17 protein-coding genes and 2 pseudogenes are annotated in these 14,112 nt (G+C 39.6%); 12 read left to right on the forward strand and 7 right to left on the reverse strand.

Going from position 1 to position 14,112, the window contains the following annotated elements:
- Positions 1-65 precede the first annotated feature (65 nt).
- The gene (locus LC653_RS20920; protein WP_229496718.1) at positions 66-848 is read left to right on the forward strand and encodes a class I SAM-dependent methyltransferase; all 783 of its coding nucleotides are present in this window, start codon (positions 66-68) and stop codon (positions 846-848) included.
- Between the two features lie 24 nt (positions 849-872).
- Positions 873-1,334: a GNAT family N-acetyltransferase gene (locus LC653_RS20925; RefSeq protein ID WP_229496719.1), complete on the forward strand. Its 462-nt coding sequence runs from the start codon at positions 873-875 to the stop codon at positions 1,332-1,334.
- A gap of 520 nt (positions 1,335-1,854) precedes the next feature.
- Here the strand turns inward: LC653_RS20925 and LC653_RS20930 are convergent.
- Positions 1,855-2,397 (reverse strand): annotated as a pseudogene (locus LC653_RS20930) (REP-associated tyrosine transposase).
- 100 nt (positions 2,398-2,497) lie between these two features.
- Between LC653_RS20930 and LC653_RS20935 the strand changes: the two are divergent.
- The 3 genes from LC653_RS20935 to LC653_RS20945 are packed head-to-tail and all read left to right on the forward strand — an operon-like array spanning position 2,498 to position 4,807.
- A complete protein-coding gene (locus LC653_RS20935) occupies positions 2,498-2,725 on the forward strand; it encodes a 4Fe-4S dicluster domain-containing protein (RefSeq protein WP_012408944.1) in 228 nt (75 codons plus the stop codon).
- A gap of 19 nt (positions 2,726-2,744) precedes the next feature.
- Positions 2,745-3,728 (forward strand): HEAT repeat domain-containing protein, encoded by a 984-nt coding sequence (locus tag LC653_RS20940; protein WP_229496720.1) that lies wholly within the window; start codon positions 2,745-2,747, stop codon positions 3,726-3,728.
- A gap of 2 nt (positions 3,729-3,730) precedes the next feature.
- Positions 3,731-4,807: an Mrp/NBP35 family ATP-binding protein gene (locus tag LC653_RS20945; protein WP_229496721.1), complete on the forward strand. Its 1,077-nt coding sequence runs from the start codon at positions 3,731-3,733 to the stop codon at positions 4,805-4,807.
- A 7-nt stretch (positions 4,808-4,814) separates the two neighbouring features.
- Here LC653_RS20945 and LC653_RS20950 read toward each other — a convergent pair whose 3' ends face one another.
- Together LC653_RS20950 and LC653_RS20955 are read right to left on the reverse strand one after the other, a co-directional pair.
- The gene (locus LC653_RS20950; RefSeq protein WP_229496722.1) at positions 4,815-5,912 is read right to left on the reverse strand and encodes a glutamate-cysteine ligase family protein; all 1,098 of its coding nucleotides are present in this window, start codon (positions 5,910-5,912) and stop codon (positions 4,815-4,817) included.
- Between the two features lie 11 nt (positions 5,913-5,923).
- Positions 5,924-6,166 carry a hypothetical protein gene (locus LC653_RS20955; protein WP_229496723.1) on the reverse strand — a complete coding sequence of 81 codons (243 nt, stop codon included), beginning with the start codon at positions 6,164-6,166 and terminating at the stop codon, positions 5,924-5,926.
- Positions 6,167-6,408: 242 nt separating this feature from the next.
- Between LC653_RS20955 and LC653_RS20960 the strand changes: the two genes are divergently transcribed.
- The 3 genes and pseudogenes from LC653_RS20960 (at position 6,409) to obgE (ending at position 8,575) form a co-directional block, all read left to right on the forward strand.
- Positions 6,409-7,083, forward strand: a complete 675-nt coding sequence (locus LC653_RS20960; protein ID WP_229496724.1) for a Mo-dependent nitrogenase C-terminal domain-containing protein — start codon at positions 6,409-6,411, stop codon at positions 7,081-7,083.
- A 40-nt stretch (positions 7,084-7,123) separates the two neighbouring features.
- A pseudogene (locus tag LC653_RS20965) lies at positions 7,124-7,495 on the forward strand (four helix bundle protein).
- 51 nt (positions 7,496-7,546) lie between these two features.
- The gene (gene obgE, locus LC653_RS20970; protein ID WP_229496725.1) at positions 7,547-8,575 is read left to right on the forward strand and encodes a GTPase ObgE; all 1,029 of its coding nucleotides are present in this window, start codon (positions 7,547-7,549) and stop codon (positions 8,573-8,575) included.
- A 119-nt stretch (positions 8,576-8,694) separates the two neighbouring features.
- Here obgE and LC653_RS46885 read toward each other — a convergent pair whose 3' ends face one another.
- Complete coding sequence (locus LC653_RS46885; protein WP_308189113.1) at positions 8,695-8,994, reverse strand: ATP-binding protein; 300 nt, start codon at positions 8,992-8,994, stop codon at positions 8,695-8,697.
- 143 nt (positions 8,995-9,137) lie between these two features.
- On the reverse strand, positions 9,138-9,392 hold the full coding sequence (locus tag LC653_RS20980) for a hypothetical protein (RefSeq protein ID WP_229496726.1): 255 nt from the start codon (positions 9,390-9,392) through the stop codon (positions 9,138-9,140).
- Positions 9,393-9,677: 285 nt separating this feature from the next.
- Between LC653_RS20980 and LC653_RS20985 the strand changes: the two genes are divergently transcribed.
- The 4 genes from LC653_RS20985 (at position 9,678) to LC653_RS21000 (ending at position 12,173) form a co-directional block, all read left to right on the forward strand.
- Positions 9,678-10,283, forward strand: a complete 606-nt coding sequence (locus LC653_RS20985) for a vWA domain-containing protein (RefSeq protein ID WP_229496771.1) — start codon at positions 9,678-9,680, stop codon at positions 10,281-10,283.
- Positions 10,284-10,502: 219 nt separating this feature from the next.
- The gene (locus LC653_RS20990) at positions 10,503-11,108 is read left to right on the forward strand and encodes a vWA domain-containing protein (protein WP_229496727.1); all 606 of its coding nucleotides are present in this window, start codon (positions 10,503-10,505) and stop codon (positions 11,106-11,108) included.
- Positions 11,109-11,138: 30 nt separating this feature from the next.
- On the forward strand, positions 11,139-11,534 hold the full coding sequence (locus LC653_RS20995; protein WP_229496728.1) for a salt stress protein, Slr1339 family: 396 nt from the start codon (positions 11,139-11,141) through the stop codon (positions 11,532-11,534).
- A 90-nt stretch (positions 11,535-11,624) separates the two neighbouring features.
- Positions 11,625-12,173, forward strand: a complete 549-nt coding sequence (locus tag LC653_RS21000; RefSeq protein WP_229496729.1) for an AAA family ATPase — start codon at positions 11,625-11,627, stop codon at positions 12,171-12,173.
- A 313-nt stretch (positions 12,174-12,486) separates the two neighbouring features.
- On the opposite strand, the gene LC653_RS21005 is transcribed toward LC653_RS21000, so the two are convergent.
- Positions 12,487-12,828 carry a winged helix-turn-helix transcriptional regulator gene (locus tag LC653_RS21005; RefSeq protein ID WP_229496730.1) on the reverse strand — a complete coding sequence of 114 codons (342 nt, stop codon included), beginning with the start codon at positions 12,826-12,828 and terminating at the stop codon, positions 12,487-12,489.
- Positions 12,829-13,258: 430 nt separating this feature from the next.
- Positions 13,259-14,002, reverse strand: coding sequence for a ferritin-like domain-containing protein (locus LC653_RS21010; RefSeq protein WP_229496731.1), 744 nt, complete (start codon positions 14,000-14,002; stop codon positions 13,259-13,261).
- Between the last annotated feature and the right edge of the window lie 110 nt (positions 14,003-14,112).

Genomic DNA, 14,112 nt, shown 5'->3' on the forward strand with positions numbered 1-14,112 from the left:
TCTTTATTAATATAAAGTTAAATTTTAAATAGTTTGTTTGAAATTATTTTGAGTAATTTTCTAATATGTCTATATATAATTCAATTGGTCAACAATACTCAAAAACTCGCGTTCCTGATATCCGTATTGTCAATAAATTAATTGATTTACTCAATTTACCCAAAGGTAGCATTATTGCTGATATTGGCGCTGGTACTGGTGGTTACAGTCTAGCGCTAGCTAATAAAGGATTTCTTATTAATGCTGTTGAACCTTCTGTAGTTATGCAAAAACAAGCAGTAGAACATCAGCAAATTAAGTGGTTTACTGGCTATGCAGAAAATTTACCTCTACTAGATAACTCTGTTGATGCTGTTGCAAGTATCCTGGCAATTCATCACTTTTCTCATCTCGAAAAAGCTTTTCAGGAAATGCACAGAATAATTAGAGATGGGGCAATAATTTTGTTAACTTTTGATATTAGATTAGCTCAGAAGATATGGCTTTATGATTATTTTCCGTTTTTGTGGGAAGATGCGTTACGATTTTTACCACTTAACGAACAGGTTAATTTAATTCAGAGTAATACTAAAAGGCGTGTTGAAGCCATACCCCTTTTGTTACCATACGATTTATCTGATTTATTTGCAGCAGCAGGCTGGAGACGACCAGAGTTATATCTTCAACCAGAAGTACGTGCAGGAATATCATCTTTTGCTTTAGCTAATCAAGATTTAGCAGAGCAAGGAGTAAAGTTACTTGCAGCAGATTTAAGTAGTGGAGAATGGAGCAAAAAATATGGTGATATTCACAATTTGACAGAGATTGATATAGGCTATCGTTTTATCCGTGCAACGCTGGATAACTAAATAATTGTAATTTAAAATTAAATTATGATAAACAAAGTTAGTGTAAGTGAGAAAATTAAAATTAGACAAGCTGAGATTAAAGATGTAGAGAGAATTGCTAGTCTTTGCGAACAACTTGAATATTCTGTGACAAATCAACAAATAGAGCAGCGCCTTACTAAAATTAAAAATAACGATGCTCATATTGTGTATGTTGCCACTTTAGAAGATGAATATGTAATAGCTTGGGCGCACGCTCATATTTGTGACTCTATAGTTATTCCAACTCCAGCGATTATTTTGGGATTAGTTGTAGATAAAGCTTATCGCCATAGTGGAATTGGACGTTTTTTGATGCAGCAAATTGAACAGTGGGCTTCTCTGGCTGGATGTGATAGTGTTCTGTTACGTTCTAATATTAAACGCAAAGAAGCTCACTTGTTTTATGAAAAAATTGGTTATACCAATATCAAGCAATCATTAACTTTTTGTAAAAAATTGCTTTAGTGCGATCGCTATCTCCCGTAGGTTGGGTGGAACGTAGTGGAACCCAACAAATGATATCAGAAAAACAGAAAATATTCACACTCTAATAATCTCTCAATTTCTTGGATAAAATCAATGCTAAACCTATTTTATATATTTAATTATTCGCTAATATTAATATCGCTTGATGTTGGGTTACGGCGCAATAGAAATGGTTCATTGTGTTGCCAAGATACTAACTTGCGCCTCCACCCAACCTACAATAACTACAATAACTTCTGCAAGTGCAATCGCTATCTCCCGTAGGTTGGGTGGAACGTAGTGGAAGCCAACACATGATATCAGAAAAACAGAAAATATTCACACTCTAATAATCTCTCAATTTCTTGGATAAAATCAATGCTAAACCTATTTTATATATTTAATTATTTGCTAAGATTAATATCGCTTGATGTTGGGTTACGGCGCAATAGAAATGGTTCATTGTGTTGCCAAGATACTAACTTGCGCCTCCACCCAACCTACAATAACTACAAATAGATTATTCATTTCCTACATTTTCGGGAAATTCTATCTCTATCCTTGAACCCCAATCTATATCGTAAATTCCTTTGTTTACATACAAAATGAAACTTGAATAATTCCAATTTTTGGGTGCTTTAACATATCCATGCTTGACAGGATTATAATGAATATAATCAACATGACGAATGAAATCAATTTCGTCTTGAATTTGATGTTCCCAAAATCTGCGTTGCCAAACAGCCTTTTCACCTTTATTTCGACGTGATACAGAGATTTTTCCTTGATATTGAATATCACAATGATGGGTAAAATAATTTTTTATTAATCGCTAACGATCCGAAAAATCACTGTCCCCTGGTGGTAACGTCCAAATACAGTGTATGTGGTTTGGTAATATGACAATGGCATCTACAATAAATGGAGATTTGCTCATTACTTCTCTGAATGCTTGTCTTAACAGCAGAATATTCTCTGCATTACAAAGAAATTCCCGGAGGTTATGAGTAACAACGGTAAAGAAAAATGTACCTCCTTCTATCTTGGCTCTGCGATATTCCATAATGCCTATAAACAACCTACAATTGTGAGATAATTCATGCAAGCTTACACCATTTATTTTACCGTTTAGCAGTTTCAGTACAAAATCATGGAGTTATTTTATGGCTTTAATCAATCAAAGAATAGATGTTCCTGTGATCGTTGATGAATCAAAATGTTTAGAAAAATGCACAGCCTGTATTGAAGTTTGTCCCTTGGATGTATTGGCGAAAAATCCAGAGACAGGGAAAGCTTATATGAAATATGATGAGTGTTGGTTTTGTCTACCTTGTGAAAAAGAATGTCCAACCAATGCAATTACAGTACAAATTCCCTTTTTGTTACGTTAACTATCTGTGGTAAAAATCAATGAACGATGAACTCAAGCATTGGCTAGAAATGTTGCGATCGCCTGATATAAATGACCGGATAGTAGCTGTCAAAACCTTGCAGCATCTAGCTGATGAAGAAACAATAGATGCTTTAATTATCGCTTTGAAAGATGAAAATATCATTGTTCAAAAAATAGCGATCGCTGCCCTTTGGGAAATTGCTAATCCTGTTGCCATCCCTGCTTTAATTGAATGCCTCGGTTCAGCAGATACAGATATTCGCACGGAAGCCGTATCAGCATTAAACGAGTTAATTACACAAGATGAATTATTACTTTTACTAGATAAACTTCAAAGTAATGATGTAAATCTTCAACTAAATATTTTGGTGCTTTTGCGGAAGATACATGACATTCAATCATTACCATACATTTTACCATTTTTAGAATCAAAAAATCCTGATTTAAGAGAAACAGCCGTTACGACACTGCGATATATTAATCAACTAGAAAAATGTCCACAAGCTTTAAATTTAATCTTTGATGAGGAAGCAAGTGTACGTCGTTCTGCTGCTTTAACTTTAGAACATTTACAAGATGCAGAAGTGATTACAATCCTTTGTCAAGCACTCACAAATGATAGTGACTGGCAAGTTCGCCGGAATGCAGCTAAATCTCTGGCTATTCATGAAAATAATCAAGCAATTTCAGCATTAGAAATAGCTTTAAATGATGAACATTGGCAAGTGAGGAAATTAGCAGCACAAGCTTTGCAAAAAATTCCAAATATTCAAGTTATGCCGAGATTAATTCAAGCATTAACAGATGAATATGCAGATGTACGTAAAGAAGCTGCGATCGCACTTGGTAATTTAGCTCATCCTGACGCTATTAACCCTCTGCAACAAGCCTTAGATGATCCTGACAAAGAGGTGTCAATCCAAGCGCAACGGGCGATTCAGAAGATTAAAACCAATAGTCTCAAGGGAGCAGTAAATAACCAAGAAAAAGGCTTCTCCTAACCATGTCTCACCAGCAATCCCCCTTTCAGCATCCAGAATATCAAGGAAAAGCAGATACTAATCCCCATCAGCAAGAAGTCCTCCAACTTCTGAAACAGGTTATCGAACCTACTTTAAAAAATGACATCGTTAGTTTGGGAATGGTGCGAAATCTACGCATAGTTGATGACTATGTTTACTTGCGTTTATATATCGGTTCGCATCAGCAGCAATTACAGGCAGAAATTCAATCTAAATTATCATTTATAACTTGGTGTAAAAAAACTTATATTCAAATTTGTACAATTCCTGGCGTTAAAATAACCCTAGCAGTTTCTAGTGGTAAAGGTGGCGTGGGCAAATCAACAACAGCCGTAAATATAGCCGCCGCTTTAAAATTACAAGGTGCAAAAGTTGGGCTACTAGATGCTGATATTTATGGCCCTAATGTCCCGCAAATGTTGGGTTTAGGACAAGCTGATATTCAAGTAATTCCTACTCCTACAGGTGATAAATTTTTACCTGTAGAAGTTCAGGGAATTAAACTGATGTCAGTTGGTTTACTTGTAGAAGAAAATCGTCCTTTGGCATGGCGTGGCCCTGTGTTACATAAAATTATCACTCAATTTTTGCAAGATGTGGAATGGGGCGAATTGGATTATTTATTAATAGATTTACCTCCCGGTACAGGTGATGCTCAAATAACAATTATCCAAGAAAGCCCTGTTTGTGGAGTTATCCTAGTGACAACTCCTCAGCAAGTAGCTGTTGCAGATGTACGACGTAATATATATATGTTTCGCCAAGTGGGTGTTCCCGTCCTTGGTATCATTGAAAATATGAGCTATTTAATTTGTGGTGATTGTGGCGCACGCACGTCAATTTTTGGCAGTGGTGGCGGTGAACAACTCGCAGCAGAATTACAAGTGCCCCTGTTGGGGCAAATTCCCATTGACCCCGATATTTCTAGCGGTGGTGATATTGGAAATCCTATTGCAATTAGTCATCGCGCTTCGCCTGCAAGTGAGGTTTTTGTACAAATTGCCACTGCGCTTGACGCAACTTTTACCAATTGCAAACAACCTGAATTCGGCGATTGAATAAAGGCTACTGATAAGTCTGTCTTATTACTTCTTCTATTGAACTTAGGCGATAGAACATTTCTATTAATTCATGGGATCTTGTTTTTCGCTTCGCCAGCATTACTTTTAACGGCGTTAAATAATGAACATCTGCGTCATCTCCCAAGGCAACTTCGGCCGCTTGCAAGACTTTTGTCGCATTCCCAAAAATATCCTCGTTATCAAACCCTGCTTTTGCAGAAAGTTGGTGTAATGCTGCATCGGGTACAGTTGCTCTACCCAGCAAGGTTTCATCTAACACCAAACCTTTTAATAATGTCAGTAAAGCTGCATAGATTAAAAAGTTATCACAACTATCACAAGCCTTAAATTCAATGCGTCCCACTTCAGCCGGAATGCGGGCAATTTTTGTTAAGGAAGGTGTGCTATCAATCAGTTCTTCCTGTTTCTGAACAAAAACTAGAGCTGCTGGTCTTTTTCCAGTTCTGATAAACGTTCGTACTGATAGCCCATCCCATAAACCTCCCTTATAAAAAGGGGAACTGTAACTAAAAGGGACGATATAAGGACTGTAATAAGTTAACTTTTTGCCAACATCAATCACATCTTCAGTAGACAAATTTGCCACTGAAATATTTAAATCTGGGCCGTATGACACCATGTGAATATTAGCAGTTTGTTCGTCAGGATAAGCCTGTAGCTCTTTAATTTCGTAATCGTTTAATGGAGGATGAGGTTCAAAAACCGGATTGTAAGGATTAAAACTAACTAAAACTGGTGAGAAACCAAAGTCAGCAGCAACCTCACGTAGCAAGTGAAAACTTTCTGACAATTCACTAATAGCGCCTTGAATATCAGAATGTATAGTCGTTCTAATTTCGATACCTTTAGCATGACAGTCAATCACCTTATCGGAATCTGCAAATCTTTCAAATCCCTCAATATACCATCTTTTCATCTTAATACCCGCATCCCCAACCCGCAGTTGAGGATAATCGCTGGGGTATGTAGGTAGCCTTTCAATAATTTGATTGAAATCAGCAAATTTTGTGTGAGAAAAATCAGCAAACTTTCCTTCTTTGTTTAGGAAAGCGACTTCATGCTCAATGCCAAATAAAAACATTATGTATACCTTTATTGTTTATTGAAGTAGGTGCGTACCCAGTTGTCAAGGATAGTTCCTCGTAAACAACAGCTTATCTGAGAAGATTTAGCTGTAGTAAATTTATCCAATTCGTAGTCTATCGCTGCAAGAATCTCAGATGATTTCGGTTCTACTATAATTGGATCTGCTGCCTGAAGCTCACAAGCTCTAGCCCAGAGGGGAATTAGTAGTGTTTCTTGAATGACACCGAGGTGAACTTTGGTTTTATTCATCAATACCTCCACAGCACAGTTAAATCTTGCTTTTGTGTTTAAGTAGAAAAAATTCTCAAGATAACTCTCAAATGGATTTTACCCCAAGACCGACTATTGCGATTTGGAAATTTCTCTGGTTTATTTCTTGAGGCAGCGATGCCTACGCAGTTTCTTGATTATTCTGTATTGCCCCCACTATCTTCGTAGCCGCTGGGTAGGGTAGCTTAGTAGTGACTGAGGAAAGCTTGAGACGTGAGTTTATGACAAGTACCGTTCAATCCCCATACAGCAACGAACAGATTGCCGCTTGGTTGCGTGGGCTGCTCACCATTGCTTGGGCAGATGGTAATTTTGATGCCCAAGAACAGGAATTAATTGCCAGCATCACCAAAAATGAATTAGCTCCTAAGATTAAATGGGACTCACTAGAGGTAATTACGCCAGAAGAATTAGCCGCAGTCTTGGATAAAGGTACGCCAGCAGCGGAAAATTTCTTAAGGACAGCAGTAATGGTAGCGATCGCAGATGGTACTTATTCTCCCAGCGAAGATCAGGTTCTGCATCAGTTCTGCCAAGCCTTAGAACAGCCAGAGAATTTACTAGAAGCCCTTCGCCACACCCTAGAACACCCACAGCTTACCCCCACTATCGCCAGCCCTGGGCTTACAAAGCGTCAAATTGATGCGCTACACCCCCTGCGCGACTGGCTGGATCGGCTAGATATCCAAGACCCAAGAGTAGCCCGTTTCTTGTGTAAAATGATTCCCTCCCAGTGTCCCTTTGAGCGGGATGTCACCTTATTTGGACGCAAGATTGTCCATATACCGCCGATGTGTAAAATTAACCCCTTGTATGAGCAACTGGTGGGCTTACGTTTTCGCGCCCTTTCCTATCTGGCAGATAAATGCGGTGAAGATGTTTCACCATATATTTAGTCATTAGTCTTTAGTCATTAGTCATTAGTTAAGAAGGATAATGTCAAGTAGGAGGTTTCAAGAATTACGGGTTTATCAACTGGCAGAACGATTAGCTGACGACATCTGGAAAATTGTTAATGGATGGGAGTTATTGTCACAAGATACAGTAGGTAAACAGATTGTCCGTTCAGCCGATAGTATTGGTGCCAACATAGCTTTATGAGTAGGACGAGGGAGTTATCAAGACAATCGACGATTTGTCAGAATAGCAAGAGGATCTTTGTATGAAACTCAACACTGGCTAAGACGAGCATATAGCCGTAATCTGTTAACAGATCAACAAGTAGATGCACTCAAGCTAATCATTAATGACCTAGCACCTCAATTAAACGCCTACCTAAAATCAATTGGCAATGTTCCAGATGACTAATGACTAATGACTAATGACTAATGACTAATAACTAATGACTAATGACTAACTATGCAATTTATCGACCAAGCAAAAATTGAAGTTGAAGCTGGTAAGGGCGGCGATGGTATTGTCGCCTTCCGGCGAGAAAAATACGTGCCGACTGGTGGCCCCTCTGGTGGTAATGGGGGAAGAGGCGGTTCGGTATTTTTCGTTGCCGACGAAAACCTGCAAACCTTGCTGGACTTCAGATATAACCATCGCTTTCAGGCAGAAAAAGGGACTCGTGGTGGGCCAAATAACTGTACTGGAGCAGGAGGAAAGGATTTAATCGTCGAAGTTCCCTGTGGTACAACCATTTATGATGCTGAAACTGGCGAATTGCTAGGGGATTTAACTGAGCCTAAGCAGACTTTGCTGATTGCCCAAGGTGGTAAAGGTGGACTGGGAAATCAGCATTTCTTGAGTAACCGTAACCGCGCCCCAGAATATGCTCTGCCAGGATTACCAGGGGAAGTAAAACAGCTGCGCCTAGAGTTGAAGCTTTTGGCAGAAGTGGGGATTATTGGCTTACCAAATGCTGGTAAATCCACTCTAATTTCATCTTTATCAGCAGCACGTCCAAAAATCGCAGACTACCCCTTCACTACCCTCATCCCAAATTTGGGTGTAGTGCGGAAACCTACTGGCGATGGTACTGTTTTCGCCGACATTCCCGGACTAATTGAGGGTGCGGCTCACGGTGCAGGGCTGGGACACGATTTCTTGCGCCATATCGAGCGCACGCGAGTGCTACTTCACTTGATTGATGCCACTAGTGATGATGTGGTTAGAGATTACAACACAATTAAGGAAGAATTACAAGCTTATGGACGGGGTTTAGCAGAACGCCCGCAAATTTTAGCGCTGAACAAAATTGATGCAGTTGATCGGGAAACTGTCGATTTGGAGGCGTTAGCCACCCAACTTAATCATCTCTCATACGCGCCGGTTTTTGTGATTTCAGCAGTTACCCGCACCGGGTTAGAGCCGATGTTACAAGAAATTTGGGGAATTCTCGACCAAATGAAGGTTCCTCAAGAAGTGGAGGTATTGAGATAATTCGTAATTCGTAATTCGTAATTCGTAATTACTACTTTCACAAGGGAAGTAACTGTTAGCAGCAGAAATACTTTGTTTTTTACTCACGGGATGAAAGCTCTTAAAATTACGAATTATGTTTATGTATCCTGAATCAGGGGAATCTTAATCACAAACTCAAGTCCCATCCCCCTACCTTTGCCTATGGGCTTGGTGGTAAAGAAGGGGTCAAATAGTTGTTTTTTAACATCTTCTGGTATTCCCAATCCATTGTCGGCAATGCTAATTGTTACCTGATTTGGCTCTTGTAGTTGGGTGCGAATGCAAATTGTCGGAATTGGGCATTGAAAAGAGGCTCCAGGGGCGGGGTGCTGCTCTTGCTGAGGGGAAAATTCTTCTCCCTTGCTCCCTGCTCCCTCTTCTAAGTAGTCAGACAGAATTAATTACACAATGTCATTGCGAATGGAGCGTAAAGCCTTCTCTTCTCTTTCAGAGACGCTAACGCGAACGAGAGGCTCCGCCAACGGCATAGCTTCGCTTAACGCGGTAGCGTCTCTAAGAGTTGCGGAATGAAGCAATTCGCTTACGGCTGGGATTGCTTCACTCCGTACCCTTCTTTACGAGAGGCTGCGCCAACGGGAACGCCAGGGGCGAACGCAATGACTGTAAATATTATTGTCCGATTACTTAAAGCATCGATCGCATTTGACAAAATATTCATGAATACTTGATTTAACTGCCCAGCGTAACATTCAACCAGTGGTAGCTTGCCGTATTCTTTGATTATTTCAATTGTCGGGCGTTGGTCATTACCCTTGAGGCGGCTTTGCAAAATCATCAGAGTACTGTCGATTCCCTCATAGTAGTATTTATTTTTCCCAGACTAAATATGGATGCAACAACCAAATTAATTACTAACTTTTGGTGTTTCCAGGGGATTGGGGAGTAGGAAGATTTTGTTTAAAGATGCTAGGCGATGCCTGCTCTGGGCTACGCCAACGCATTTATCAACTGTGACGTGGCTTTGTTAAGTAGCATGATTGATACGAACCTTAAAATGCTTACGGTATCGTCAAATTCGTACACTAGACTAGAACTACAGGGTAACAATCAGAGGAAGATTATGATGAGCGATCGCGACTACACATTAATCATTGACAAAAGCGGTAGTATGTCCACACCCGACCAAGTGGGTGGTAGAAGTAGATGGGACATAGCCCAAGAGTCTACTCTCGCTTTGGCAAGAAAGGCTGAACAGTTTGACCCCGATGGCATTACGGTGTACGTGTTTTCCGGTAGATTTAAACGCTACGATGATGTCACTTCAGCCAAAGTCGCGCAGATATTTCTCGAAAATGATCCTGCTGGAACGACAAACTTAGCAAGTGTACTTCAGGATGCCCTAAATAATTACTTTCAACGCAAAGCTGCCGGTAAAACCAAGCCAAACGGAGAGACAATTTTAGTCATTACCGATGGTGAACCAGATGATCGCAAAGCTGTATTTGAAGTGATCATTCATGCGACTCGCCAGATGGAACGTGATGAAGAATTAGCAATTTCGATCATTCAAGTGGGTTCAGATGCTCAAGCAACTAAGTTCCTCAAAGCTTTGGATGATCAGTTGCAAAGTGTCGGCGCTAAATTTGATATTTGTGACACGGTTACTTTAGACGACTTAGAAGAAATGAGCCTTGTAGATGTATTGACGAACGCAATAACTGACTAATGGGTTAATCGCCCATAGTCCAGTAACCAATTTTAGATTTTAAATTTTTGATTGAAGGATTCAAAATTTAATTCTGCTTTCAGAGGGACTAGTTTCAACTATGGAAAAATCCCAAATTTGTTTCCCAATACCCTACCTTTAGGTTAACGGTTAATCTAAAATCTAAAATCTAAAATCCAAAATCCAAAATTGATTGGCTCTTAATTGGAGAATTGAATAATGCTAGAAAATCGTGATTATACCTTGATTATCGACAAAAGCGGCAGCATGGCAACCAAAGATCAAAAGGGTGGTAGAACTAGATGGGTTGCAGCACAGGAATCTACTTTAGCTTTAGCTAGTAAGTGTGAGCAATTTGACCCAGACGGCATTACTATTTATGTATTTTCTGGTAAATTTAAGCGATACGAAAATGTGACATCCAGTAAGGTAGTGCAAATTTTCCAAGAAAATGATCCCTCTGGTACAACTGACTTGGCAGGTGTATTAAAACATGCAACTGATGATTACCTTCAACGCAAAGCAGCCGGTCAAACCAAGCCAAATGGTGAAACAATTTTAGTGGTTACTGATGGTGAACCAGACGATCGCAAAGCAGTAATGAAGGTAATTATTGAAGTTTCTCGCCGCATTGATCGAGATGAAGAATTAGCTATTTCTTTCATTCAAGTCGGGACAGATCCCCAAGCTACCCGCTTTCTCAAAGTCTTAGACGATGAACTCCAAAGTGCTGGTGCTAAGTTTGATATCTGTGACACAATTACTATGGAAGATATGGAAGATTTGAGTCTATCGGAAGTGCTACTCAATGCCATTAATGACTAGCTATACCATTTTTTATTAGGAATTGCAAAAATGGATTCCATTGATAAGCTATTAGCTGAACTCCAAACTGAATACAAAGAAGTACAACCAGAACAGCAGCAGTCAAAATCAGCCACAGCCAAATCGTTTATTCCATCATCGCCAAAGTCGGCATCTTTCATGGATAACCTTCTGGCAGAAGTTCAGGCTGATTTTGCAGAAGAAGATGCTGCTATTGAGTTAAAAAGACAGCAAGAACTAGAACAGCAACGAATTCGACAAGAACAACTCAAAGCCAAACAACTAGAGGCTTTGAAACTAGAAGCAAAAGAATGGTTAGCCAAAGTAGATCCACTTTCTTCCGAAGGACTTTGGTTTGAAAGGTTTGCTGAAAGTTACTCCTCAAAATTAGAGGCAGCGATTGAATATTTAAAAAGTAATGAATAAACTCACAATAAATACACTGCAATTTTTATTTTTCTATAAAACCATATCAATTCTGCATAAACAATCCTTAACCCAAGCGGCATGATTTTTATGCAAGAAAAAATCATACCGCTTTATCGTCCAAGCATTCTTTTTTTATCCGGTGCATCTGGGGTTGGGAAGACAACAATAGTCAATGCCCTTCGATCCCAAAATACAAGTGCATCTCACTTTTTTTTGCACTTTGATTCTATAGATGTTCCGTCTTTAACTGATATGATTGAGTACGCAGGTTCAGTAGAAAGATGGCAAGAAATAACAACTCACAAATGGATTGAAAAAATTACCAATAATTATCGCTCAACAGACACGGTAATTATAGAAGGACAAGTTCGCTTGAATTTTATTGAAGACGCTTGCCGAAAATTTGGTATCACAAGATATGCCATCGTTTTGATTGATTGTGATTGGAAAATAATGTGCGATCGCTTAATTAACAATCGACAGCAACCAGACTTAATTAACAGTAATATGCAAAACTGGGCTAAATTTCTACACCAACAAGCACAGTTAAAAAATATTCCGATTATAAATACTTCTCAAAAAACGCTTAAAGAAGTTGTAGACATGATCCAAAATCAAGTCTTAGAGGATGTTTGAAAAGTCCTCTTGTCGGTATGAAATAGTTTTAGATCCCCCTAAATCCACGCCACTTGCTTCACTTGGGGAGACCCCAAGACCGCAGTGGCTCCCCGATAAATTGGGAGACTTTAATTCCGGTTCCCCCCAATTTATCGGGGAGCCAGCGCGGTCTTGGGGGTTTCCCCCATGAGCGACTGGCGTGGGTTAGGGGGGATCTAAAAGTACCTAAAGTCACAGCGAAATACTTTTCAAACAACCTCTTAATAAATTTAGTAGAGGCAAGGTAATCTTATTGCAGAAAGGGAGTAGTACAATTCATCTATGCTGAATATTAATGGTGATTTGTTCGAGCTAACCGTTGCACAGCCCATTCATGCATAGCATAGAGAATTGGTTGTAAAGTTTCTCCTAAAGGCGTCAGAGAATATTCCACCTTGGGCGGAATTTGGGGATAAACTTCTCGAAGAATAATACCGTCTTCCTCCATTTCTCTGAGTTGCTGGGTAAGCATCTTTTGCGTAACTCCAGGCAAAGCCCGTTGCAACTCACCAAACCGTTTTACGCCAGTCATTAATTCTCTAATAATCAAAACTTTCCAGCGTCCACCAATTACCTTTAAGGTAGTTTCTACTTCACAAGTCAGCCTGCTATTGTTTTCTGCTTCAGCTTTCATAGTTAGTTTTTAGGAAAAACCTTACTCAGGTTTGCTAGGTAGTACTGATACTTCCAAGTATAAGTACATCCACAACACTCTACAAGATTTAACTGCTCTGTTTGATGGACTAAATTTTTTTGAGAATACCAATTTTTGCGCTGTTCGAGTTCTCTACTGGAGTAGCTGATTATTGTTTGTTTTAGGTCTTCCATAATCTACTTGAGGATAGCGCGTCATACGAATTCACGAAAACCTTGATACATATAGATTTATCGTAGGTGCATGGCATTGTTCCTACCAATATATTTGTATCATTATTAAAGCAGAATAATATCAAGGAAAGAAGTGTGGAATTAGCTTGAAAGGCAAGGACAAACCTCGTGCCTTTCAAGCTAAATGTTGAATTTTCACAAATTTGTGAACATTAGATACTCAAGAATATCTATAATTACGTAGCTACCAACTCAGAATCGATTTCCGACGGCGCACTATCCTGGACTAGCGATCGCGTTTCACCATTACGCTGGAGGATACCACCAACCATTGCTAACAAGGCGTTTACCTTGCGAGTTCGCCACATATCTACGAGTTTTTGCACTTTACTAGCAGACATCCGTCGCATCATTGCTTCGTAGAGATAAGCAGCATGTCCAGTTTCATCTTGGGCAATACAAAGCATTCCTAACTTCAAATTACGAGCGGTTGACTCGTTATCAGGTAATACTTTCGCCATTCGCGCAAAGTCTTTACTAGCATCTAACTCAAGAATGTATGTGCTAGCCATAAACACATCCCAGTCAATGACAGCTGGTTTTAGCTGTTCTTGGGTATAACCTTCAAAGAATGCTGCGAAAAAGGGACTACGCTGTTGTGATTTTTTTGTGGATGTAGTTTGGGGTTGACCCTTGAAATCTATCACTTGTTTATTCAGCTGTTGTAAGGCGTGGGCAAAAATTTGACCATGCCTAGTTTCATCTGATGCATGTTTTGCTAGTTTTTCGGCTAGCCATGTATCGCCTTCGGCAGATGCGCGATCGCTAAGTGCAGATAAAAATGGCACAGAGCCAGATTCTGCCAACTGAAACCCCGCAAGGATGTTGGGGCGGGTTTTAGAATCACGAATTTGAGCAGCAGAGTAATAGGCAAAAACACCTGAACCAGCTAAATGCAGAACGTGAGTCAAGAAGTTCATCAGAAATTCCGCCTGACAATTGGAAGGTTACAATTCTTATACTAATCCGCATTTTCTATTGGTTGCCGCCAGAGGCTCTTATCATTTGGAATTGCCTGTGGCAGTATGTC

It is taken from the genome of Nostoc mirabile CHAB5784, assembly GCF_020829645.1.
In the GTDB taxonomy this organism is placed as follows: domain Bacteria; phylum Cyanobacteriota; class Cyanobacteriia; order Cyanobacteriales; family Nostocaceae; genus Nostoc; species Nostoc mirabile.

Excerpts from the sequence above, each read along its gene's own strand:
- LC653_RS20920 (WP_229496718.1), top strand. The coding sequence starts at position 66 with ATGTCTATATATAATTCAATTGGTCAACAATACTCAAAAACTCGCGTT.
- LC653_RS20925 (WP_229496719.1), top strand. The coding sequence starts at position 873 with ATGATAAACAAAGTTAGTGTAAGTGAGAAAATTAAAATTAGACAAGCT.
- LC653_RS20935 (WP_012408944.1), top strand. The coding sequence starts at position 2,498 with ATGGCTTTAATCAATCAAAGAATAGATGTTCCTGTGATCGTTGATGAA.
- LC653_RS20940 (WP_229496720.1), top strand. The coding sequence starts at position 2,745 with ATGAACGATGAACTCAAGCATTGGCTAGAAATGTTGCGATCGCCTGAT.
- LC653_RS20945 (WP_229496721.1), top strand. The coding sequence starts at position 3,731 with ATGTCTCACCAGCAATCCCCCTTTCAGCATCCAGAATATCAAGGAAAA.
- LC653_RS20950 (WP_229496722.1), bottom strand. The coding sequence starts at position 5,912 with ATGTTTTTATTTGGCATTGAGCATGAAGTCGCTTTCCTAAACAAAGAA.
- LC653_RS20955 (WP_229496723.1), bottom strand. The coding sequence starts at position 6,166 with ATGAATAAAACCAAAGTTCACCTCGGTGTCATTCAAGAAACACTACTA.
- LC653_RS20960 (WP_229496724.1), top strand. The coding sequence starts at position 6,409 with ATGACAAGTACCGTTCAATCCCCATACAGCAACGAACAGATTGCCGCT.
- obgE (WP_229496725.1), top strand. The coding sequence starts at position 7,547 with ATGCAATTTATCGACCAAGCAAAAATTGAAGTTGAAGCTGGTAAGGGC.
- LC653_RS20980 (WP_229496726.1), bottom strand. The coding sequence starts at position 9,392 with ATGATTTTGCAAAGCCGCCTCAAGGGTAATGACCAACGCCCGACAATT.
- LC653_RS20985 (WP_229496771.1), top strand. The coding sequence starts at position 9,678 with ATGATGAGCGATCGCGACTACACATTAATCATTGACAAAAGCGGTAGT.
- LC653_RS20990 (WP_229496727.1), top strand. The coding sequence starts at position 10,503 with ATGCTAGAAAATCGTGATTATACCTTGATTATCGACAAAAGCGGCAGC.
- LC653_RS20995 (WP_229496728.1), top strand. The coding sequence starts at position 11,139 with ATGGATTCCATTGATAAGCTATTAGCTGAACTCCAAACTGAATACAAA.
- LC653_RS21000 (WP_229496729.1), top strand. The coding sequence starts at position 11,625 with ATGCAAGAAAAAATCATACCGCTTTATCGTCCAAGCATTCTTTTTTTA.
- LC653_RS21005 (WP_229496730.1), bottom strand. The coding sequence starts at position 12,828 with ATGAAAGCTGAAGCAGAAAACAATAGCAGGCTGACTTGTGAAGTAGAA.
- LC653_RS21010 (WP_229496731.1), bottom strand. The coding sequence starts at position 14,002 with ATGAACTTCTTGACTCACGTTCTGCATTTAGCTGGTTCAGGTGTTTTT.